The 21,505-nt window shown below is 54.1% G+C and carries 17 protein-coding genes; 5 read left to right on the top strand and 12 right to left on the bottom strand.

Features of this window, described 5'->3' with window-relative positions:
* Positions 1 to 35 precede the first annotated feature (35 nt).
* Complete coding sequence (melA, locus tag PSAB_RS12340; protein WP_025334887.1) at positions 36 to 1,334, bottom strand: alpha-glucosidase/alpha-galactosidase; 1,299 nt, start codon at positions 1,332 to 1,334, stop codon at positions 36 to 38.
* A gap of 247 nt (positions 1,335 to 1,581) precedes the next feature.
* Between melA and PSAB_RS12335 the strand changes: the two genes are divergently transcribed.
* On the top strand, positions 1,582 to 2,442 hold the full coding sequence (locus tag PSAB_RS12335; protein WP_025334886.1) for a helix-turn-helix transcriptional regulator: 861 nt from the start codon (positions 1,582 to 1,584) through the stop codon (positions 2,440 to 2,442).
* A 120-nt stretch (positions 2,443 to 2,562) separates the two neighbouring features.
* Here the strand turns inward: PSAB_RS12335 and PSAB_RS12330 are convergent, their stop codons facing one another.
* The 3 genes from PSAB_RS12330 to selD form a co-directional block, all read right to left on the bottom strand.
* A complete protein-coding gene (locus PSAB_RS12330; protein ID WP_025334885.1) occupies positions 2,563 to 3,780 on the bottom strand; it encodes an MFS transporter in 1,218 nt (405 codons plus the stop codon).
* Between the two features lie 207 nt (positions 3,781 to 3,987).
* Positions 3,988 to 5,061, bottom strand: coding sequence for a tRNA 2-selenouridine(34) synthase MnmH (gene mnmH, locus PSAB_RS12325; protein WP_025334884.1), 1,074 nt, complete (start codon positions 5,059 to 5,061; stop codon positions 3,988 to 3,990).
* A 22-nt stretch (positions 5,062 to 5,083) separates the two neighbouring features.
* Complete coding sequence (gene selD, locus PSAB_RS12320) at positions 5,084 to 6,133, bottom strand: selenide, water dikinase SelD (RefSeq protein WP_025334883.1); 1,050 nt, start codon at positions 6,131 to 6,133, stop codon at positions 5,084 to 5,086.
* 157 nt (positions 6,134 to 6,290) lie between these two features.
* Here selD and PSAB_RS12315 point away from each other — a divergent pair, with 157 nt between their 5' ends.
* The gene (locus PSAB_RS12315) at positions 6,291 to 7,367 is read left to right on the top strand and encodes a permease (protein ID WP_025334882.1); all 1,077 of its coding nucleotides are present in this window, start codon (positions 6,291 to 6,293) and stop codon (positions 7,365 to 7,367) included.
* An 820-nt stretch (positions 7,368 to 8,187) separates the two neighbouring features.
* On the opposite strand, the gene PSAB_RS12310 is transcribed toward PSAB_RS12315, so the two are convergent.
* The 3 genes from PSAB_RS12310 to PSAB_RS12300 are packed head-to-tail and all read right to left on the bottom strand — an operon-like array spanning position 8,188 to position 13,849.
* Positions 8,188 to 10,383, bottom strand: a complete 2,196-nt coding sequence (locus PSAB_RS12310) for a DEAD/DEAH box helicase (protein ID WP_025334881.1) — start codon at positions 10,381 to 10,383, stop codon at positions 8,188 to 8,190.
* Positions 10,380 to 11,702: an ATP-binding protein gene (locus PSAB_RS12305; RefSeq protein ID WP_025334880.1), complete on the bottom strand. Its 1,323-nt coding sequence runs from the start codon at positions 11,700 to 11,702 to the stop codon at positions 10,380 to 10,382. The genes PSAB_RS12310 and PSAB_RS12305 overlap by 4 nt, the downstream gene beginning before the upstream one ends.
* Before the next feature lie 8 nt (positions 11,703 to 11,710).
* Positions 11,711 to 13,849 (bottom strand): TerB N-terminal domain-containing protein, encoded by a 2,139-nt coding sequence (locus tag PSAB_RS12300; protein ID WP_226991822.1) that lies wholly within the window; start codon positions 13,847 to 13,849, stop codon positions 11,711 to 11,713.
* Between the two features lie 214 nt (positions 13,850 to 14,063).
* Here PSAB_RS12300 and PSAB_RS12295 point away from each other — a divergent pair, with 214 nt between their 5' ends.
* Positions 14,064 to 14,921, top strand: a complete 858-nt coding sequence (locus tag PSAB_RS12295) for an alpha/beta fold hydrolase (RefSeq protein ID WP_025334878.1) — start codon at positions 14,064 to 14,066, stop codon at positions 14,919 to 14,921.
* Positions 14,922 to 14,942: 21 nt separating this feature from the next.
* Here the strand turns inward: PSAB_RS12295 and PSAB_RS12290 are convergent, their stop codons facing one another.
* Together PSAB_RS12290 and PSAB_RS12285 are read right to left on the bottom strand one after the other, a co-directional pair.
* Positions 14,943 to 16,085: an MFS transporter gene (locus PSAB_RS12290; protein ID WP_084266654.1), complete on the bottom strand. Its 1,143-nt coding sequence runs from the start codon at positions 16,083 to 16,085 to the stop codon at positions 14,943 to 14,945.
* A gap of 157 nt (positions 16,086 to 16,242) precedes the next feature.
* Positions 16,243 to 17,001, bottom strand: coding sequence for a DUF1836 domain-containing protein (locus tag PSAB_RS12285; RefSeq protein ID WP_025334876.1), 759 nt, complete (start codon positions 16,999 to 17,001; stop codon positions 16,243 to 16,245).
* 146 nt (positions 17,002 to 17,147) lie between these two features.
* Here PSAB_RS12285 and PSAB_RS12280 point away from each other — a divergent pair, with 146 nt between their 5' ends.
* On the top strand, positions 17,148 to 18,473 hold the full coding sequence (locus tag PSAB_RS12280) for a hemolysin family protein (RefSeq protein WP_025334875.1): 1,326 nt from the start codon (positions 17,148 to 17,150) through the stop codon (positions 18,471 to 18,473).
* A 154-nt stretch (positions 18,474 to 18,627) separates the two neighbouring features.
* Here the strand turns inward: PSAB_RS12280 and PSAB_RS12275 are convergent, their stop codons facing one another.
* From PSAB_RS12275 to PSAB_RS12265, 3 genes are read right to left on the bottom strand one after another with little or no spacing between them, the layout of a single operon-like run.
* Positions 18,628 to 19,137 (bottom strand): GNAT family N-acetyltransferase, encoded by a 510-nt coding sequence (locus PSAB_RS12275; protein ID WP_025334874.1) that lies wholly within the window; start codon positions 19,135 to 19,137, stop codon positions 18,628 to 18,630.
* Positions 19,138 to 19,182: 45 nt separating this feature from the next.
* Complete coding sequence (locus tag PSAB_RS12270; protein WP_226991704.1) at positions 19,183 to 19,629, bottom strand: GNAT family N-acetyltransferase; 447 nt, start codon at positions 19,627 to 19,629, stop codon at positions 19,183 to 19,185.
* 11 nt (positions 19,630 to 19,640) lie between these two features.
* Positions 19,641 to 19,994 (bottom strand): VOC family protein, encoded by a 354-nt coding sequence (locus PSAB_RS12265; protein ID WP_025334872.1) that lies wholly within the window; start codon positions 19,992 to 19,994, stop codon positions 19,641 to 19,643.
* A 161-nt stretch (positions 19,995 to 20,155) separates the two neighbouring features.
* On the opposite strand from PSAB_RS12265, the gene PSAB_RS12260 reads away from it, so the two are divergent.
* A complete protein-coding gene (locus PSAB_RS12260; protein WP_025334871.1) occupies positions 20,156 to 21,502 on the top strand; it encodes a TrkH family potassium uptake protein in 1,347 nt (448 codons plus the stop codon).
* The last annotated feature ends 3 nt before the right edge of the window (positions 21,503 to 21,505 follow it).

Genomic DNA, 21,505 nt, shown 5'->3' with positions numbered 1-21,505 from the left:
CGGGTCTCTGATCGTTAGGCGTCTATTCAGGTGAATTATTCATAGCTTGGGAGCCATTCACCATGAGCGGCAATCAGATCGTCGCACATGCTCACGATGTCATCCATGGACAGCTCTGCCGCCGTATGGGGATCGAGCATTGCCGCATGATAGATATGCTCTTTCTTTCGCGTGATTGCGGCTTCGATGGTCAGAAGCTGGGTATTAATATTCGTGCGATTCAGCGCCGCAAGCTGCGGCGGCAGGTCACCGATAAAGGTTGGCTGGATTCCGCTGCGGTCGACGAGACACGGCACCTCTACGCAAGCCTCTCTTGGCAGGTTGGTGATGAGGCCGGTGTTCATGACATTGCCGCCGATTTTGTATGGAACGTTCGTCTCCATCGCTTCGATGATATACGACGCATACTCATGCGAACGCTCATGCACCAGATTGCGGTTATTGACCAGCTCCTCGCGCATATGCTCCCAACGATCGATCTGCTCTACACAGCGGCGCGGATATTCGTCCAGCGGAATTTGAAAGCGGTCGATCAGCTCGGGATAGTTCCGCTTTATGAAATAAGGATGATACTCCGCCGTATGCTCCGAAGATTCGGTATTGTAATAGCCGAATTTCTGCATAATTTCGTAACGGACCATGTCGCTATGCGGTTCCTTTTGCTTCTCGGCGGCCCGTCTTTTAATTTCGGGGTACAGATCCTTCCCGTCCTTGGTAACTTCAAGCAGCCATGCCATATGATTGATTCCGGCGATCTTCGTCTTAACGCCTTCCTGCTCAAGGCCCAAATGCTCGAAAAGATGCGGCACGCATACCTGCACGCTGTGGCACAGGCCGACGGTATTCACGCCGCCGTAGGTGTTCATCACATTCGTCAACACGGCCATCGGGTTCGTATAGTTCATAAAGAGCGCGTCCGGACACGCTTCACGGATATCTGCGGCAAAATCGAGCATCACCGGAATCGTGCGCAGGTTGCGGAAAATACCGCCGATGCCGACAGTGTCGGCAATCGTCTGACGCAAGCCGTATTTCTTCGGGATTTCAAAATCGGTGATGGTGCAGGGATCGTATCCGCCTACTTGAATGGCATTAACCACATATTTGGCACCGCGCAGCGCTTCTTTGCGGTCGGTGTAGGCCTTGATCTCACAGGTGCTGCCGCTGCTCTGCTTCAGGTTAAGGAGCATATTCTCCGAATCCGACAGCCGCCGGGCATCAATATCGTACAGCGCCAGTTCAAATCCTTGAAGCGCGGGCGTCATCATGCAGTCACCCAGTACATTTTTGGCGAAAACCGTGCTTCCTGCTCCGATGAATGTAATTTTTGACATTGATTCTATTCCTCCTTATGTCGGGAGACGAATACGGGATCACAGTGCGTTTCTTGTAAAAGAAGCTTTAATAAACCCAGGAAAATTGCGATGTGCCGGTGATTTCGTTCCCTTATCTTCTCTTCCTACTATAGGACAGAACCTTAGGAATTTATATGGAGGAATAAAAGGAGCATATGGAGTTTTGTCGTATACTTAAATTAAGCCGAAAGCGAAAAATACAGGCATTCTAAAGCTGGAGGGTCTCATGAATTCTGACCATTATCAATTTGAAATCGGCATTAACCTGCAGCCTGAGGCGAGAGAACTCACGGTTCTGTTCAGCGGAGAGGGCAGTCCCAAACCGGGCCATAAAGTCGGCCCTTCCGTTCACGATTACTATTTGGTTCATACCATCCTGTCCGGTCAAGGCGTGTTCGTAAGCGAGGGTCATGCTTATGTATGCCAGGCGGGAGACACGTTTCTCATTACGCCGGGTAAATTGTTTAGCTATGAATCCGACAAGCGGACGCCCTGGCATTATGTGTGGGCGGCGGTTCAGGGTGAGCAGGCTTTGAGGCTGCTGAGTGAAGCCGGGCTTAGTCCGGAGAAACCGGTGCTTCAGGGCGCAGATGCCGCCGCTCTGCATTCCATATACCAAAGGATTCGGCTGTCTTTCCGCCAATCGCCCTACCCCGGGCTGGAAAGCCTGGAGGCGTCGGGCTGGATGAGATTGCTGCTTCACCGATTGGGTCTTGTCAGCCGTAATCTGGAGAATGGGGCGGCAGAGCAACCGGAGATGATCGACCGGCAGGTTGAGCAAGCTATACGCTGGATATCCCTGCAGTATCATCAGCAGCTCGGCATCGGCCAGATCGCATCCTCTTTGGGCTATCACCGGGCCCATTTCTCCAAAGCCTTTAAAGAACGGACGGGCCTGTCCCCCAAGCAGTATCTGATGAAGATCCGAATGGACAAAGCAAAGGAACTGCTGGCCAGCAGAGCGCTTACGATAGATGAGGTCTCATCATCCGTCGGGTTCAACGACGCGCTCTACTTCTCCAAGCAGTTCCGAAGCTGGTTCGGACAGTCACCGAGTGAATACCGAAGCCGGCTTGCTCCATTTTAGGATAATCGGACGGAGACCGTGACCTTATATTGCGAGTATTTGTGCATCTAGGGATGTGAGCCCTACGGTCTGATTCAAAAGGGCAGGTTTATTCTGGTAGAGTTCAGCATGACCAGTATGTCATGCGCGCTGCGGCTTCCGGCCAGTCATGCGGTGCGCCGACCAAACGGCAAACGCGGCGAAGACCAGGCCGCCGCCGGCCAGGCAGACGCCTATCCAGCCCCTGGTATGCCAAGCGAAGCTACCCAGCGTCGAGCCGATGGAGCCGCCGGCGAAGGTGCTGACCATGAACACTGTGTTGATGCGGCTTCGGGCAGCGGGCTCAAGGGCATAAATTCTTGCCTGATTGCTGACCTGCGTCCCCTGGATACCCAGATCCAGAATGACGACGCCGGCAATCAGAAAGGCGATGGAGAAGCCGGTCAAGCCAAACAGTACGAATGACAACAGCGTCAGGAGAATAAGTGCGCCGATGATTCGATAAGGCGGGACTTTGTCAGCAAGTCGGCCGACGATCGGCGCTCCGGCCGCACCGGCGACGCCGACGAGACCGAACAGCCCGGCAATCGAGCTGGTGTAGTGATAAGGCGGGCCCTCCAGGAAGAAGGTCAGCGAAGTCCAGAACACGCTGAAGCTGCCGAACATGCAGGCGCCAATCAAGGAAGCCTCGCGCAGGGTGGCGTACTTCCGGGCGAGCTGAAGCATGGAGCGAAGAAGCGCGCCGTAAGAAGCCGACACCTGCGGCTTCGTGGCGGGGAGCTGGCGATACATGAGCAGCGAAAGCAGCAGCATACAGGCGGCCGCAATCCAGTACATGGATCTCCAGCCAAACAGGTCGCCGACAATGCCCGATACGGTGCGGGCAAGCAGAATCCCGAACAGCAGGCCGCTCATGACCGTCCCGATGACCCTTCCTCTCTCCTCCGGCTGTGCCAGCTGCGCCGCCAGCGGAACAATGATCTGCGGAGTAACGGTCGTGAAGCCGATCGCAAAGCTGGCGAAATACATCCACCCAAGACTGCGGGATTCGGCAAAGCTCACCAATGACAGGGCGACACAAATCAACAGCAGTGAAATGAGCTTGCGTTTTTCGCGGATATCCCCTAGCGGCACGAACAGCAGCATGCCCAAGGCATAGCCGATTTGCGTGAACATGGAGACATATCCGACCTCGCCCGGAGACGCGTTGAAGGCGCGTCCGATGTCGGCCAGCAGCGGCTGATTGTAATAAAGGTTGGCCACGCCCAGTCCGGACGTTATGGCGAGCATAAGAATCAGGCCGCTCGATAATCCTCTCCTGTGTCTGTCGGAATCCATTTCGGCAATGGATGAAGTCATAGCAGTTTATCCTCCGTTTCTAGCTACAAATAATATAGCGGCTATCGTTTAGTTTATATTATATCAGCCGCTGTCAAATGATAGATTTCACCGGATGTGAATCTAAAACAAAAATCCCCGGGGGTCCGGGGATTAAAAGATTCATTCGGAGTAATTCAAGCTTCATATGTGGAATTTCACGGCTGAAGAGCGGAGTCTGGCCGCCTCTTACACATGTAAACGCCGTTCTCCCAGGCTCGTAGACCTGGCATGACGTTCTTGCAGTAAAGCGGCTATTGCCTTCTCGGCTTCCTCAACATTGTTTACGGTCAGCCTGATTTTTTCGGATTCGCCGTACAGTTCAGCGGTATAGTCGTATTTGGGGTCATAATAGTGCTCCAGCAGCAGCAGGATCGCGTTCTCGAAATTTCCGGAAATCAGGCACCGGTCGATCTCTGCGGCAATGGGCACATGAATACGGGATTTGATTCTGCGGAACGCCGCCAGAATCTCTTCCTGATGCTCATGGGGCCGATAATCCGTCATGATCTGCGCAACCCTGGCTTCCAGCGGCATTTCGATTCGAATCTGGGTACCGGTCTCTTTCTGCCGGCCCATGAACGGCGGCATGACAACCTTCCCGATCCGCATGCTCTCCGCTTCAAACAGCACATACGGCGATTGTTCAAGCTGGATCAGCTGTTCCAGCAGCAGGCTGTCGAAGGTTTTCTGGTTGTTGGCTTGAAGGCCAACCTGTCCGAAGATCGAGCCCCGGTGCCCTGCCAGACCTTCCAGATCGATCACGGGATACCCGTGATGCCGAAGGCGGTGCAGCAGCGCCGTTTTGCCCGTTCCGGTATTGCCGTTAATGATGTAGGAATGGGGCTTGAAATCATACGATTCCAGCGTCTCGACGACCCATTTCCGGTAGGCTTTGTATCCTCCGGTCAGACGGTACACATGGATGTCCATCAAGGAGAGCAGAGTCGCCGTCGTCCGGCTTCGCATGCCCCCTCTCCAGCAGAACACCGCCTTATTCCCTGGAATTCCCCCGAACTGCCGGATAAATGCCGGGAGCTTGGCGGAGACCAGCTCCAGCCCGCGATCTTTGGCCGCCTGAATGCTTGTCTGCTTGTACAGTGTGCCGACTTCGGCTCTCTCCGCATCGTCGAAGAGAGGAATATTCAGGCTGCCGGGAATGGTAGAATCTCTGTACTCGGATGGGGAGCGGACATCGACGATCGTCATCTCTTTGCGTGCTTGTAGCGCCCGAAGCTCTTCGAGCGAAATATCCTGAAACAATGCCCTCTCTCCTTCTTATGTCTTAGATCACCGTAATCAGTCCCGGATTCTCGGCGGTAACTTCTCCAATGATAGCTGCTTCTACGCCGGCGGCTGCCAGAGCTGCCAGAAGTGATTCGCTCTCTTGACCGGCCACGGAGATCAGCAATCCCCCTGAGGTGACGGCATCACACAGCAGAAAACGGCCGATCTGATCCAGCGATTCGGGATAGATGACCGTGCCTTCCAGATGGGCAAAGTTATTGCGCGTTCCTCCGGGAACGAAGCCTTCCTCCGCCAGCTCGCGCGCTCTAGGCAGCACCGGAACGGCGTCTTTCCAGATTACGAGTCCGTTCCCGCTGCCCTTCGCCATTTCCGAAGCATGTCCGAGCAGGCCGAAGCCCGTAACGTCCGTGCAGGCGTGAACTTCATAGGAGCCCATCACTTCGGCCGCCGTTTTGTTGAGTGTGGACATGACCGCCGTCAGCCGCGCGGTTTCTTCTGGAGATAGGCGCCCTTTCTTGATCGAGGTGGTCAGTATGCCGACCCCGATCGGCTTGGTCAGGATCAGCTTGTCCCCCGGCTGTGCGCCGGCGTTGGTCCGGACTTGATCCGGATGCACAAGGCCGGTTACGGCAAGGCCGAATTTAGGCTCTTTGTCATCGATGGAATGGCCGCCGACCAGCGTCGCGCCCGCTTCGCTCACCTTGTCCGCCGCGCCGCGCAGAATGTCGGCTAGAATGCTTTTATCCAGCGTAGAAATCGGAAAAGCGACAATGTTGAGCACGGTCAGCGGCTTTCCGCCCATGGCATAAATATCGCTCAGCGCGTTGGCGGCGGCGATTTGGCCGAATGAATAAGGATCATCGACAATCGGTGTAAAGAAGTCCACCGTCTGAACCAGCGCCAAGTCATCGGTCAGCTTGTAGACACCGGCGTCGTCACTCGTATCGAGTCCGACCAGCAGATTCGGGTTCGGTACCGATTTCGGCAAATTCCGGATCACCTGCATCAGATCAGCGGGGCCGATTTTGCAGCCGCACCCTCCTTTGCTGGATAATGAGGTCAGCTTTATTGTTTCAGTTTGAGACATAACAGACTCAACTCCTTAGGAATGAATTCAAAAAATCACAGTACCTAATATTTTACATCATTCTTGTATATTTTCGCAAAATAAAGCTTTTCCAGCTTCCCTGCTATGTTATAATTGTAACATTTCGAGTTTATACAGATGGAGGTCATTTATTGTTATGTCACCAGCAACAAGCAGTTCATCGGTGCCCCAAAAATCCGGAGATTTCAAAGCCGTAGCGCTAGCGGTTATCTTTCTCGTTATCGCTATAGCCGGTCTCACATACGTCAAGTGGTGGCCTTACTACCACAAAGCGTTTAAGGCGGCCGCCGAGCATTCGATCGGTTCTTCCATTTTGACCGGCAAGGAAGCCGCGGCTCCCGCGCCTTCGCTGCAAGCTGCGCTGGATTATGCGGCTGCCTATTTCAAATCGGTATGGAAAGCTGCGGTGCTTGGTATTCTGCTGGGCTCGCTCGTCCAGGTGTTTATCCCGTCCCAGTGGCTTCTGCGCGTTCTCGGCAAGGCCAGCTTCAAGAGTACGGCACTCGCCGGACTGGCTTCACTCCCCGGTATGATGTGCTCATGCTGTGCCGCGCCGATTGCCGTTGGTTTACGAAAGAAGAATGTATCGGTAGGCGCCGCGCTCGCGTTCTGGATCGGCAATCCGGTCCTAAATCCGGCGACCCTCATTTTCATGACCTTTGTATTGTCGTGGAAGTTTACGTTGATGCGGATCGTATTCGGAATTGCCATTACGTTCGGGATCAGTTACTTCGCCAATAAATTCGCCGGAGATACGGCGGTTCCGGGGGCGATTGCCGAGCCGGAGAAGCCATCTGCCGAAAATGAAGGACCGCTGCTGCTTCGCTGGATCGCCGCTGCGGGAAAAATGCTTTTTGCCGTCGTTCCTGCCTATATCGTAACGGTTCTCCTGCTTGGAGCGGCGCGGGCCTGGATGTTCCCTTCTCTTGGAGCGGGCGTGGCCAGTGGCATTCTCGCCGTCATTATTTTCGCGATCGCTGGCACCTTGTTTGTGATTCCGACTGCCGCTGAAATTCCGATTATCGGAACCTTTCTTTCGTTCGGATTTGGAACGGGCGTTGCCGGGGCGCTGCTTGTGACGCTGCCGACGATCAGCCTGCCGTCCCTGCTTATGGTATACCGTTCATTTCCGCGCCGGGTCTTGGCGTTCGTCTTCCTCTCGGTCCTGGCCGCCGGTATTCTCGGAGGTATTGTAGGTTCTCTGGTGCTCTAATCGCACAGGATGTCCGGCAGATAGACAATTTAAAGTGAAAACTCCCTTTCTGCTCTTTAGCGGATCGGGAGTTTTTAGCTTTTTCAGATTATGCTTGTGGGCACAAAGGGAAAGCCGTGTAATGATTCAGTCTATCGCATTCGACGGGATTGGAATAAACGAGCTGCTACCGGACTGGATAGAATGAAGCGACCTATACTGATTCGACTTGAAGAAGTGACCTATCGCGCTCGACTGGGACGAAGAAATCTGTAGCACTTGACTAGACGAAGTGACCTATCGCACTCGGCTGGACGAAGCGATCTATCTCACTCTACTGGACGAAGCGGAAATCCTCCCTTTTATTTTGGGAAAAGAGACTGACTTCAGGCTTAAGACGGAAAAACTCCCTTATAATTGTCCGATTTCGTTTGAAATCAGGCAAAAATCGCTATTAAGCTGGAGTTTTTCCTGTTTATCAGCTGAAATAGCCGTTTATCGGGTGAATTAAAGGGAGGTTTTCCCGTTCATGAAATGAACGTATGGTCGACTAGATGCTTCATACGGTTCGGACACAGCGATATAGATCAGCTTATCATCCAAGCTGTTCGGACCTAGGCACATAGTCTATCGTATCCTTCAAACCGTTCGGACATTGCGACATACCCTATTGCCACCCCAATATGCTATTCAACATAGTGAAAACCTAGTGCGACCGTTCATGCTGTCAGACATTGCGGTTTAGCGAAGCGCATCTCTACGCAATTCTGATACGGTCAAGCGCATCTCTATGCAGTTCTGATATAGCCAACCGAATCTTCAGCGTTCTTCACTATGTGTCCTAGCCCTTCTGCCAGCGCTTTACCATCTCATGTAAGCCAGGAACATCGAGACCGTCCATCGTAAAAGCTTTGCGCAGCAGGTCTTGGGGAATCCACTCGTCATATTTCCCCAAATAGGGAGCTTCGCCTGGTGCCAGCAGTTCTAGCGGGTCAAGCCCGGCGGAGCCTGCTTCCAGGATAGCACTCTCCAGCCAATCGGCGTCCGCCTTTCCGGCGACGACCATGTAATAAGGCTCCATCGGGACAACCGAGCGTAAGGCCAGCGGGCGCGTCAGCTTATGCTTCAGCAGCCGCTCCAGCGTGCGGAATGTCCGGCTGCCCGCCCAAGGCAGGATGAACAGCGAGTCGCCGCCCGCCGGAAGCACGGAACGCTCGAGCAGCCCGCTTTCCCGGGCGAGCCGCCGGGCCCGCTCAAGCCGGGCTGCTGCTCGGGGTGCAAGATACGGGTAAAGGGCCGTATCGCCAAGTATCTCCCGGATTTTGGTCATGATCCGGGTATGCACGTCGCCGCCGGCACCAAGCCATAACGTATCGACTTTGCCGCGCGACGATTTCACATACACAGCCTTGTGGCGGTTGTCCACCTCTTCCACCTTCCACAGCTTGCCTGCCAGGGTGAAGCAGTAACCGGGAGGCGGCACGGTTGTAATCGAGCCGATTTCTTCCGTGCCGTTATATACAACATGCTCCTCGTCATCCTTGAAGACCGCCAGAAAACGGAAGTTATTGACGATCTTCTCTCCCGCGAGTCCGATCAGGAGGCTGCCTTCATCCATCTGCTCAACATGACCCATCCCCAGTTGGTAAGCCATGAAGGCGTTATAATCGTCTTCGCTGAAATGCTGAAACGAAGGGAGCGAAAGAACGGCCTCCCGCAAATCTTCCGACTCAGCTTCTCCCATGCTCTTCAGGATACTCATCGTCTGGTGATACAGGAGGCCCATCGGGAGCTTGCGGACGGTCAGGGGCTCAACCCATTTCTCGCGCACATACAGCTCAATGACGGCGATCGCCCGGAGCAGCGTCCACGGCATGCGCGCCGGAAGCTGGGCTTCCTCGTCCTCCTCCTCCGGTGTGACGAACATCATCTCCGCCGGAGCGTCGCCCCGGCGCCCCGAGCGGCCGAGCCGCTGCACAAAGCTGGAGCAGCTGTAAGGCGCCCCGAGCTGCATGACCCGCTCCAGCTCGCCAAGGTCAATGCCCAGCTCCAGCGTAAGCGTAGCCGCGGCGACCGCCGGTCCGGGGCCTTGGCGAAGGGCGGCCTCCGCTTCCTCCCGCAGCATCGCGGAGATGCTGCCGTGATGGACGTGGAACACGTCCGGCTCCTGGCGCCTCGCCGCGATGCGCCGCATTTCCAGAATCGCCGTTTCCGCGTCGGTGCGGCTGTTGGTGAAGACCAGCGCTTTTTTCAGCCGGGTATGGTCGTATATGTAGTCGAAATAGGCTTTGCGGGCAAGCTCCAGCTGCTCAGCCTGCTTCTCGTCCCTCGCGTCCGGAAAGGAAAAATGCTCGACGCTCAAGCGAAGTCTCCGCCCGCCCTGGGGCGCGGACACCTGCACACGCAGCCGCGTCCCTGCTGCAAGCCAGCGGGTAGCGGTCTCATAATCGCTGAGCGTCGCGGACAGTCCAATCCGGCGCGGCGAGCAGCCCGCCATGCGGGAAATCCTCGAGAGCAGGCTGAGCACCTGGATTCCCCGGTCCGCGCCCATGAAGGCGTGCACTTCGTCAATAATGACGAAGCGAAGATCGCCAAACAGCGCCGGAATAGCGTTCGGACGGTTCATCAGCAGCCCTTCCAGCGACTCCGGGGTAATCTGAAGCACGCCGGACGGATTCTTCATCAGCTTCGTCTTCTCGGATTGCGGGACATCGCCGTGCCAATGCCAGACTGGGATGCCGCCTTCGATCAGCAGGTCGTTCAACCGGGCGAACTGATCGTTGATCAGCGCTTTGAGCGGGGCGATATACAGTATGCCGACAGAGGTCGAGGGATTTTCATGCAGTTCAGTCAGTGCTGGAAAAAAAGCCGCCTCCGTCTTGCCAGACGCAGTGCCCGAGGCAATCAGCAAATGGTCCGGCGACTCCAGCAGCACCCGGCAGGCGTCCACCTGCGCTTCGCGCAGCGTCTCCCACCGGTTCTTGTAAATAAATTCTTTAATAAACGGCGCAAGCCGGTAAAACGGATTATCGCTCATAACTCGAACTCCGCCAAAAGGTCGTCCATCGTATCTTTGCCTCCTTCAGCCTTACCGGTTCCCGTCCGTTCTCCGACCAGGCTTTCAAACGACGTCTCCGGGCTGCTGTGCAGTGTATGCAGCAGGTCCATGAAATCTCGCACCAGCTCACGGGGTGTCAGTAGCTCGTCCGCGCCCAGTCTGGAAGAGGCTTCCTCCATAAAATGCACAAGCTGATCGTCAGTCAAGACAGAGGCATAGCCGTAATGCAGCGCATGAATATCCCGCAGCCGCTGCAGCAGCACCAGTATTTCCTCTGAGGACAGCATCTCGAGCGGAATGATCGGCCCCGAGAAATTATTCGGAGCGGCTGCCCCGTACCGTCCGGCCACAAGCCTGGAACGCAGCGCCTCGTAGCTGAAGAGTCCCCTCCGGTGATCCTCGACAAACTGCGGAGTTCCGCCAAGGAAAATGCCAAGATACTCCGCCTTCCCCTGCATCGTGTCATTGAACATGGTTAACAGCTTCTCGTAATTGCTCTGCCTGGAAACGCTGTTCGTAATCTTGTACAAATTGACACCTTCGTCGATGAACAGCAGCAGTCCCTTGTAGCCGATGGCCGCGGAAAATTCCGCCCACAGCTTCATGTAATCGTACCAGTTGTCGTCATCGATAATGACGCCGACGCCCAGCGCCTTCCGGGATTCCGTGCGGGTCGCAAATTCGCCGCGAAGCCAGCGCAGCGCCTCCTGCTTCAAGTCCTCGTCGCCAAGTTTATGGCCGTTCCAGTAAGACGCCAGCACTTTGGCAAAGTCAAAGCCGTGCACAAGACTTCGCATCTCGGAGGCGACGGCAAAAATCTCCTTCTCAACCTCGCCGGCGAAAGAAGGATGTCCGGGTTCCACTCCTCGTTCATTCATGACCTTCTGCTGAAGCGAGGATATCCACTTCTGGAGGATGACTTCCAGCGCTCCGCCGTCCGGCCGGGTGCGGGTCGACAAGTGGCTGATCAGCTCCTTGTAGGTGGCAAGACCCTGTCCTTTGGTGCCGACAAGTCTGCGCTCGGGCGACAAATCGGCGTCGGCCACCGCGAAGCCGCGGTCCATCGCGTAATTGCGAATCATTTGGAGTAAAAAGCTTTTGCCGCTGCCGTATTTGCCGGTAATCAGCTTGAACGCCGCGCCTCCCTCGGCGATGTTGTCAAGATCGCGCAGGATGGCTTCGATCTCCGCGCGGCGGCCGACGGCAATATACTCCAGCCCAATGCGCGGAACAACCCCCGCTGTAATCGAGTTGACAAGCGCTGTCGTCATTCGTTTCGGTATTTTCAGTTCGTTCATGCCTTATGTCACCTCTTCAAGTATTGCAGCAAGGACGCATACTCGGGCGAGATCTCTTCGCCGTCAATCAGCAGGTCGCCGATAACGTCCATAGCGATTTCGTTGATTTCGTCAATCAGCAGGTCGGGAAGCGCTGCATGAGCAGTGGCAAGTCTGCGCAGCTCGGCCGGGCCATCCGGACCGGATAAAGCCAATACCGCCTCACGCTGCAAAGGACTGAGCGCTTGAGCCAAAGCTTCCCACTCGCTGCCGGGCATTAAATCCGTTGTCTCCAGCATATTCGGTTCCGCCTGCGCTTCCGGAGCGGCTGCACCTCCCTCAGTTTCGGCCATGGCTTTCCAATCACTTCCGGGCGCCATAACCAGGGTCTGCGGGTTGATGCGCTCGCCCTGGGCTTCCAAAGAGTCCGCGCCTCCCTCATGTACAGCAGCCGCTGCTGCTTCCTTAACAGCTTCGTTCTCTGTAGACGGAAGATCTTTCTCCAGCTTCCGGCTATCCGAAACGCCTTCCCCATGTCCTACAGATCCTGCCGGTTCGCAATAGTCTGCGCCAATGTGCTGCCCCTGAACTGCTCCTTCTACCAATAGTTCAACAGGCGGGATGCCATCAGAACCGTTCACATCGTGCAGCTCCACCACAGGCCAATCCCCATAAGCGGACTTCTCCTCCAAAGCCTCCAAGGACTCTTCCACCGTCAGCAGATTGCGGACAACGTCGGAGTCGCCGCGCAGCCGCTCCAGCTTCTCCTTGTCGATCACGATATCCGGCCCTTTCTCTTCACGCTCCGCCTTGCGGTATTCCCGTTCAAGAAATTTGCCTACTAGCTCTTCAATATCTTTATCTATGATGATTCCTTTCAGACGGCCCCGATAGTCCATCAGTGCTCGCAGCTTGTTCTCGGCAAGCCGGAGCAACCGGGTAATCAGACTCCTGAGCGGAGGCGATTTGCTTATACGAACGACCGGAACGAGAACGGAATAGCCGTACAGCGAAATGTCGTAGACAGCGCTCCGGAACAAGTAGCGTTCCCTCGTCACCGGCGGTCCCGGAGGATACATTTCGAGCAGCGAAGTTCCGTGCTTGCGCTTCGCATAAGCGTCAACCAGCGCGATGACCTGCGGAACGAATCGCTCCAGCGTTTCATTGCCCGGACCTGCATAAAATTTCGACTTGGTCATGTCGTAATCCGACATCAGCGACAGGGCAGGTAAAGTGAGCTGCTCCGGCGCGGACGCAAGGCACCGCATCAGCTCGATTTCCGCCAAATCTCCGCCCAGCCCTTTGGCCCGGACGACGATTTCCCGCAGCGGAATGTCCAGCTTATGGATAAAAGAAAAATCCGCAATCCACCCGCCGAGATAGTGATCGAGGCGCCCAAAAGTGCCGCGGTAAGCTTCCCACAGCCGGGACAGCTGTTCATATCCGTCCTGTGGCGTCTCCCAGCCGACCCCATTGATCAGCTCGTACACATGCAGAAAAATATAAGACAAATCGGTTTCGGGATAACGGCCGTGTCTGACCTCGTTACGCCAATAGAAGTACCATTTCGTCTGCGGACCGGTCATGTGCCCGTAGGTCGGCCAGTAGCTCTTGAACTTGACGAATTCGGCTGAAGCTTGGGTAGAGCCGGCTAGTTCCCTTGCGTGCACCACGAACTGGCTTTCCATCGTAACCGGTCGTTTAGAGGATGCCGATTCGCCGTCTCCGATTGAACGGTCCGACGGATACGCCGTCCGTTCCATTTCAAATCGGTTCCGATGCGATGGAGTCTCTCGCCCCGTCGAAGGCTGTTCCTTTCGGGTCTCCACTTCCGTCACAGCGCGTTCCCGCTCCCCATCTCCCCGCACATCATTCCGGGTTCCGCCCTCTTTTGCACTAATAGTTTTGTCTTGTTGCGGTACAAAAGCTTCCGAATGACCTCTCCGCTGTTCTTCTCTCCGGTCCGGCAGCTCCAAATCCCACAGCTTCAGCTGTTCGGGACCCTCGGGCTTGCTCCGGCTTTTCTCGTTCAGCCCCCGGTTCTTCTCCGCTGCAGCCGCGCGTTTCGTCTCCTCTGCCCGAACGTCTTCGCGCGAAGGCACCGCCATATTTTGTTCATCGCCTTCCCAGATCAGATCCGAGAAATGCGGCTCGTTGTTATAGGCCATCAATTGATCCCGCTCCATTGCCGGCAGCTCAGGGAACCGCCCGTTTAGTTCCTCCCATTATACCATGAATTCTATGATTTGCTTCCTAACATGGGAACGTTTATTCGGATTATAATTGAAGCATTGCACCCGGTACAACTGAACTTTCATTTTTTACTGCTGGAACATTCATTTATCAGACATGTACTTCGGGGATTAGAGAGGAGACCACAGAATGGAAAAAGTTAAAATCCACAGAAACCTTGCGAAATTGAAGAACATCGAGCTGTTTTATCTGGATACCCGAACCGAAGGACCCGCCATACTTTGTCTTCACGGCAGATGGGGCCGGGCGGAAACCTGGGTTGATTTTATGGAGCGCTATGGGCAGCAGTACAGAATAATTGCACCGGATCAGAGAGGTCACGGCCTGAGCGGTAAACCCTCATCGAACTATACAGCGGAAGAAATGGCGGAAGACATGGTTGAATTATTGGATGAGTTAAAGATTGAATCGGTACTTGTCGCCGGGCATTCGATGGGCGGACGGGTCGCCGGTTACTTAACAGCGCTATATCCTGAATATGTAAAAGCCTTGGCGATTCTCGACAGATCCGCATCCGGACTAGCCAAGACCGGCACGCCGCCATCAGACCCGCTCCCAGCCGTCGACCCTTTGACCCGGGATTGGCCGCTGCCTTTTTCCAGCTTGAGCGAAGCGATGAATTATATCCAGCAGTTCACTGATTCGGAGCTGAGCTATCAATATTTCATGAATAGTCTCGTCGAAACGGTTGAGGGATACCGGATGCTGTTCAGTTCTCATGCTATGGCCGCTGGAATGGCGCATGATGTCGATTGGTTTCATCTCCTGCCGAAGATACAATGTCCGGTGTTGTTAATCCGTGCCAAAGGGAATGATGCCGTTTCCGACGAGGATTTTGCTAAAATGCAGTCTCTTCTCGCCCATTGTGTCGCCCGTGAAGTGTCGCATCCCGACCACAACGTTCATTTGGCGAACAAGAAGGAATTTTATGGGTATTTTGATGAGTTTTTAAAAATAACAGAAGGTTGGCTGCGCAAAAGTAACTAATGCGAGACCAACCCTCATTGGTTATTGCAAATCCAATCCCTTCGTTTCCTTGCCAAGAAACAGTACAGCAGCTGCGCCGATAATAACCGTAACGAAGAACAGCAGAAAAATGGCTTGAATGCTCACGGACCACTCTACCAGCACGCCTACGAGAAGTGGTGCGATAATACCTCCGACCCGGCCAAAGGAAGCGGCCATTCCGACACCCGTTGAGCGGATCGCCGTCGGATACAGTTCCGGCGTGTACGCGTACATTCCGCCCCAGGCGCCGAGGTTGAAGAAGGACAGGCAAACGCCTGCGGCGATCAGCATTCCCTCGGATGAGGCGAAGCCGAACCAGGCCGCGCTAACGGCGGTAAAGAACAGGTAGACGATCAGCACGAATTTGCGGCCGAACTTCTCGATGAAATAGGCGGCGGTAAAATAACCGGGAAGCTGTGCCAACGTCATGATCAGCGTGTATTCAAAGCTCCGCACAAGGCTGAAGCCCTTCAGCACCATTACCGACGGCAGCCACAGGAAAATTCCGTAATAGGAAAAAACAACAGTAAACCACAAAATCCAGAGCATGACCGTCGATCTGATGTATTCCGCCGACCATACCGAGGCGAACCGCTTGGTAAAAGGAACGGGCGCCTTGCGTATTCCCGCAAACCGGGGAGAATCTTCGATCGCCCGCCGGAGATACAGCGCATACAGCACCGGGACCGCCCCGATCACGAGAGCAAGCCTCCAGCCGTAGTCCGGAATGACAAAATATGCGATCAGAGCGGCGGCAATCCAACCCACGGCCCAGAAGCTTTCGAGCAGAACGACTGCACGGCCCCGATCCTTCGGCTCGACGCTCTCGGAGACGAGTGTGGAGGCAACCGGAAGCTCACCGCCAAGGCCGAAGCCTGCTATGAATCGCAATACGCATAATAGTGCAAATCCCGCTGCCAGTGAAGATAACCCGGTGGCGGCCGAGAAAATGATCAGCGTCCAGAGCAAAATATTTTTCCGTCCGTATTTGTCGGCCAGAATTCCCGCCGCAGCGGCCCCAGCAGCCATTCCCAGCGAATTGATGCTGGTCAACAGACCGATCTGTCCAGGCCTCAGACTCCATTCCTTGGCCAGCGCCGCAACGACAAAAGAAATCATCCCGACGTCCATGGCGTCGAACATCCAGCTGAGGCCCGCGCTTAAGAGCAGCTTGCGCTGCTTCGGGCTTGTTAGCAATGTACCAGCTTTTGCTTCCACGCTTGAATCCCCCTAATTTCCGTCTTGGTTAATTGTATTTAACTTTCCCTGTTTGGATTGAAACCTTTCGTCTTACCTTTGGTTAGAAGTCCAGGAACAGCGAAGCGTTGAAATACTGTCTGGCCAGCGCCTGAAAATAACAGGCTTGAACGGAAACCGCCGCAATTAACAGCGAGTTCCGCACGGTTTCCCGCTGAGGCGGGTTCAGATGAGAGAGCTGACGAACCGCTTGTTCGGCGGCCAGCGCCAGTCTTCCCCCGCTCCACAGCCTGTCCCGCATAGGTTCCGGCTTCCGTTCTTCGGCCTGACCGCCTGCTTCCCTATTCTCTTCGAACAACAGGGCGTAAGCGCCGTACAGCTCTACGGGCTTCAGCAAATCGTCGTCATCCTGTTCCGGCTTCAAAAACAGCTTGCGAAACAACCGGCGGATACTCCGAAAGTCAAGCGATGATTTCAGATCCTCAATCATAAACAGCATAGCCGCCTGATTGACCGAATACTTTTTCCCTTCTCTCGGCGCTCCAAGATATTCTTTGAAATCGCGTTTCACCCAGTTTTGCATAGCGGTAATGGAAATTGTGGAATACTCTATTAGCGCTCCTAACGCGGCTATTTCCTGGAGGGACAGCCCTTTGGCTTTTCCCCCTCGGATGATTTTTTGCAGAATAGCCGGAATATCCGTGGTCAATAGCGCGCTCAGCGAAGTGCCCTCCTTCATTTCCTGACGGTGAAGCTTACCCCATGCGTTCTGTAAAATATGCAGCGGCGTATGGTCGGACTCGCCGGTCAATGAGAGCAGAAGAGAGGACATCTCCACGCGGGTTAATGTAAATGATTCCATAGCCGTTTCAGCGCCTCCTTTTGTCTTTGACCTGTTGAAAATCCGCCAAATTTGTAATTCCGACGAAAAGTTCGTAAAATAAGTTCATATGAACTTGTATTGTAATTATAACTTATTTTATCTAGGAAAGGGATGGTACCGATTATATGGGTATAGGACTAAGTTTGACGTTGGTGGCCGTTTTGATTTTTTTGACCGCTTTTTTTGTAGCTACAGAATTTGCAGTGGTGAGACTCCGGGGAAGCCGGATCAGCCAAATGGTGCTTGAAGGGCGCAAAAATGCGCTTGCCGTTCAACAGGTTGCCGCCAATCTTGACGGCTATTTATCCGCCTGCCAGCTTGGCATCACCATTACCGCACTGGGCATTGGCGCCCTTGCGGAACCGGCCTTTGACCGCTTGCTCGCCCCCCTCTTTCACCTGGCCGGCGTCGGAGCAGAATTAAGCCATGTTCTGTCGTTCGTGCTCGCCTTCTTTATCGCGACTTTCCTGCATGTCGTTATCGGTGAGCTCGCGCCAAAGACCGCAGCCATCAATAAAGCGGAAGAAATCAGTCTCCTGACCGCCAAACCGATTATCTGGTTCTATCGCATCCTGTATCCTATGATCTGGCTGCTTAATGGCTCCGCCAATCTGATCGTCCGTCTGTTCGGGATGAAGCCGGCAAGCGAGCATGAAGATGCGCACTCGGAGGAGGAGATTCGTCTGATTCTGTCCGAGAGCTACGAAAGCGGCAAGATCAACAAAGCCGAGTATGGCTATGTCAACCGGATCTTCGCTTTTGACGAAATGCTTGCCCGGGATATTATGGTGCCGCGTACCGATATGGTCTGCCTGTTCACCAATTATTCTCTTCAAGAAAACTTGAATATTATCCGCAAAGAGCAGTATACCCGCTTCCCGGTGGCGGAAGGCAACAAGGACAACATTATCGGGATGATCAATACCAAGCAGATGTATCTCGAATATGATAGCAATCCCGGCTTTAATTTTAAAGATCTCATCCATCCGCTGCTTACGGTTTCTGAAGTTACGCCTGTAAAGACGCTGCTTACCCGCATGCAGAAGGAACGCGTTCATATCGCTCTCCTGCTTGACGAATACGGCGGCACTTCCGGTCTGATCACGATCGAAGATATTCTGGAGGAAATTGTCGGCGAAATACGGGATGAATTCGACGCGGATGAACTGAAGAACGTAGAGAAGCTCGGAGAAGACCGGTACATGGTGGACGGCAAAGTGTCGCTGCCAGAACTGCGCTTGCTGACCGGTGTCGACCTCGAAGACGAGGAAGTGACCACCATCGGCGGCTGGGTATACAGCCATCTGGAAGAGCCTGCGGTCGGCAAAGAAATCGTGCACGGGCAGGATACGTTTATCATCCGCGAAATGAACCGCCACCGTGTCCGCAAAGTGGAAATCGAGCTTGGGACGGGAGAGTGCAGAGATATTCCAGAGCAATCGTTGACGTGAAATTCGGTTTGAAACACTGCAAGTCCAAGGTAAAAACAGCCCGTTCTCGCTGAGACCGGGCTGTTTTAATTTTTGGGGGAACATCGGTATTTTCGATCCTCGTCCACCTGTGTCGGGCTGTCGCCGGATTGTCCTTCGTATGTAGATTTACCCGTTAAGCCTCGATAATTTTACTCATATAGTATTCATCTACCCATTCGCCGTTTACTTTAAGCGACTTCATTTTGGTTCCTTCAACGGAAAAGCCGCTCTTGGTGTACAAGGCAATGGCCCGCTCGTTATGTTTCATGACCGTGAGCTCCAGACGGACGATCCCGTTCTTCCTGGCCCACGCATCCAGTTCGCGCAGCAGAGCGCTACCCACGCCCTTACCCTGACAGCACTTCTGCACCCCGATAACGATATAAGCGCTATGGCGGTTACGGTTTGCCCCTCCTCCTTTGGCAGCCACATAACCCCCAAGCTGTCCGTCTGCTGTCGCACCGATCAGGATGGACGCCGCCGATTCGGCAAAGCTTTGGATCATCTCCGCAACCTGCTGCACACTGGATTGCCGTTCGCCCGGTTCGAGCATCATAAAGGCGGTTTCTTCGTCCAGCGTATGCTGCAGGCGAAGAAGTTCCTCGGCGTCGCCGGGAACCAGTTCCCTTAAAGTAACATCCACTTTACTCACTTCCCTAACGTCTGAACTTCACTACTAGAAGATCATCTAAAGGTATTTTTTAAACAGTTTGCTTCCTTCTCCGTCATAGCCAAGAGAGGCGTAGAAGCGGTGCGCTTCCTCCCTGCGGGCCGCGCTGGACAGCATGATTTTGAGCGCATTTCTGGCTGCTGCCGCTTTCTCGGCATGTCTCATTAAAGCTGCGCCTATGCCTCTTCCCCGCATTTCGGGAGCTACAATGACTCTTTCGACAACAGCAAAAGGACGGGCTCCGCTAAGCGCATCCATGCAAAAGTGCAAATGCACCGTACCGGCGATCAATCGATTCTCCTCGTATACATACAAGAAACTGTCCGGATTCGAAAATATTTGCCGTATGCGGCCTGGGTGAACCTCAATATCTGTATTGCCTTGAAGCAGCAGCCGGTACAACTCCTCAATCCGGCGGGCATCCTCCGGCAGGGCTTCTCTAATCAAACAACGGTCTTCCTTCACTTTCCGTCCTCCTAGGAGCGGCAGACCATCAGCACATTTCCGTCCGGATCTTTGAAGTTAAACCAATGGTCATGCTCGATATCGGTCAATACTTCGGCTCCGCTCTGCCTCACAAAATCATAAGCGGCGTCGATATCCTCCGTGTTCAGGTGAAATAACGGTGTATTCAGAACACATTCGCTGGTGTAAATTCTGCTGTCCAGCACAATGGCCGGGCTGGTCTCTGGAATAACGAACATGTGTCCGAACAGAATTTCATCATGTGTTGGCAATCCTAGCAGACGGCAATACCACTCTTTCGATCTTTCAATATCACTGACCGGAATAAAAACGCCACCAATCTGACTCAGGATGGGACTGTTCACCGTTAAAACCCTCCTTTGGAAGATGGGAATAAGGTTATTCCAATAGTACCATTCGAGATGGCAAGTGCATTTCCTGCCGTACGCTTAGGAAAAGGATAAAATTATGATATAATTTGTCACAATGCCGGAACGAACACAACAATAGTCAGGAGAATAGACTCATGGCCAATTTATCCTATGGCGGGCTGCGTCTGACTCCGCCCAAAATCTTGTCCCTCGGTTTTATCCTTCTTATTGCCGTAGGCACCGTGCTGCTGTCCCTTCCCGTTTCATCTGCAGGAGGCGATATCTCATGGATTGATGCGCTGTTTATGGCCACCTCGGCGACATGCGTGACCGGGCTGGCCGTTATCGATACCGGGACGGGACTGACGACCTTTGGCCAGATTGTGCTGCTCGTGCTGTTCCAGTTCGGCGGCCTCGGGTTCGTCACAATGGCTACGCTGATTACGCTCGTACTTAACAAGAGGATCTCGCTAAAAGACAGATTGCTCCTCCAGGAGACGATGAACCAGAACTCGATGCAAGGCATTGTTCGCCTGATCCGCCGGGTTCTGATTTATTCGCTCGTAATCCAGTTTGCCGGCGCTGTGGCGCTGACGCTTCGCTTTCTGGAGGAAATGCCTGCCGGGAAAGCGGTATATTACGGCATCTTCCACAGTATTTCCATTTTTAACAATGCTGGCTTCGACCTGTTCGGCGATGTTCACGGGCCGTTCAGCGGACTGACGAGGTATGTGGAAGATCCTGTCGTTAACATCACGGCCATGCTGCTTATTTTTCTTGGCGGTATCGGCTTTATCGTATTGTCCGACGTTGTCGATTTCCGTAAGCGCAAAAGGCTGACCCTTCATTCCAAGGTGGTGCTGTCGACATCCCTAATTCTGATCGGTGCCGGTGCCGCGTTATTTTTCTGGCTGGAGCTGTTCCATACGCTGAAACCGCTGCATTTCGGGGGTAAAGTGATGGCCTCCTTCTTGCAAGCCTTGACCCCGCGATCCGGCGGTATTACGACCCTGGATATTTATCAGCTCCGGGAATCCACGCAGTTTCTGATCATCCTGCTGATGTTCATCGGAGCGGCACCGGGCTCGACCGGCGGAGGGATCAAGGTGACGACGTTTGCTCTGCTCATTGCCGCCGTATACTCTCGGGTTCGCGGCAGAGAAGATGTGGTGCTGTTCCGCCATCGTCTGTCCAAGGAGAACGTCTACCGGGCCATAACAATGACGCTGCTCTCTCTGCTGCTTGTTATCATTTCAACGATGCTGCTGTCCATTACCGAGGAAGCGGATTTCCTTGCCGTCATGTTTGAGGCGGTCTCCGCGTTCGGTACCTCGGGGCTTTCAATGGGACTAACCGCAGAGCTGAGCGCTGCCGGAAAAATCCTCATCATCCTCCTCATGTTCATGGGACGGATCGGCCCTCTTACGCTGGCTTATGCTCTCAGGCCAAACCGGGGGAAGGAGCTGTACCGCCACCCTGAAGGCCATATTATGATCGGATAAACA

This window comes from Paenibacillus sabinae T27 (assembly GCF_000612505.1).
In the GTDB taxonomy this organism is placed as follows: domain Bacteria; phylum Bacillota; class Bacilli; order Paenibacillales; family Paenibacillaceae; genus Paenibacillus_AQ; species Paenibacillus_AQ sabinae.
Note: the sequence above shows the minus strand (reverse complement) of the source record. Positions and strands in the feature narration are given on the sequence as shown.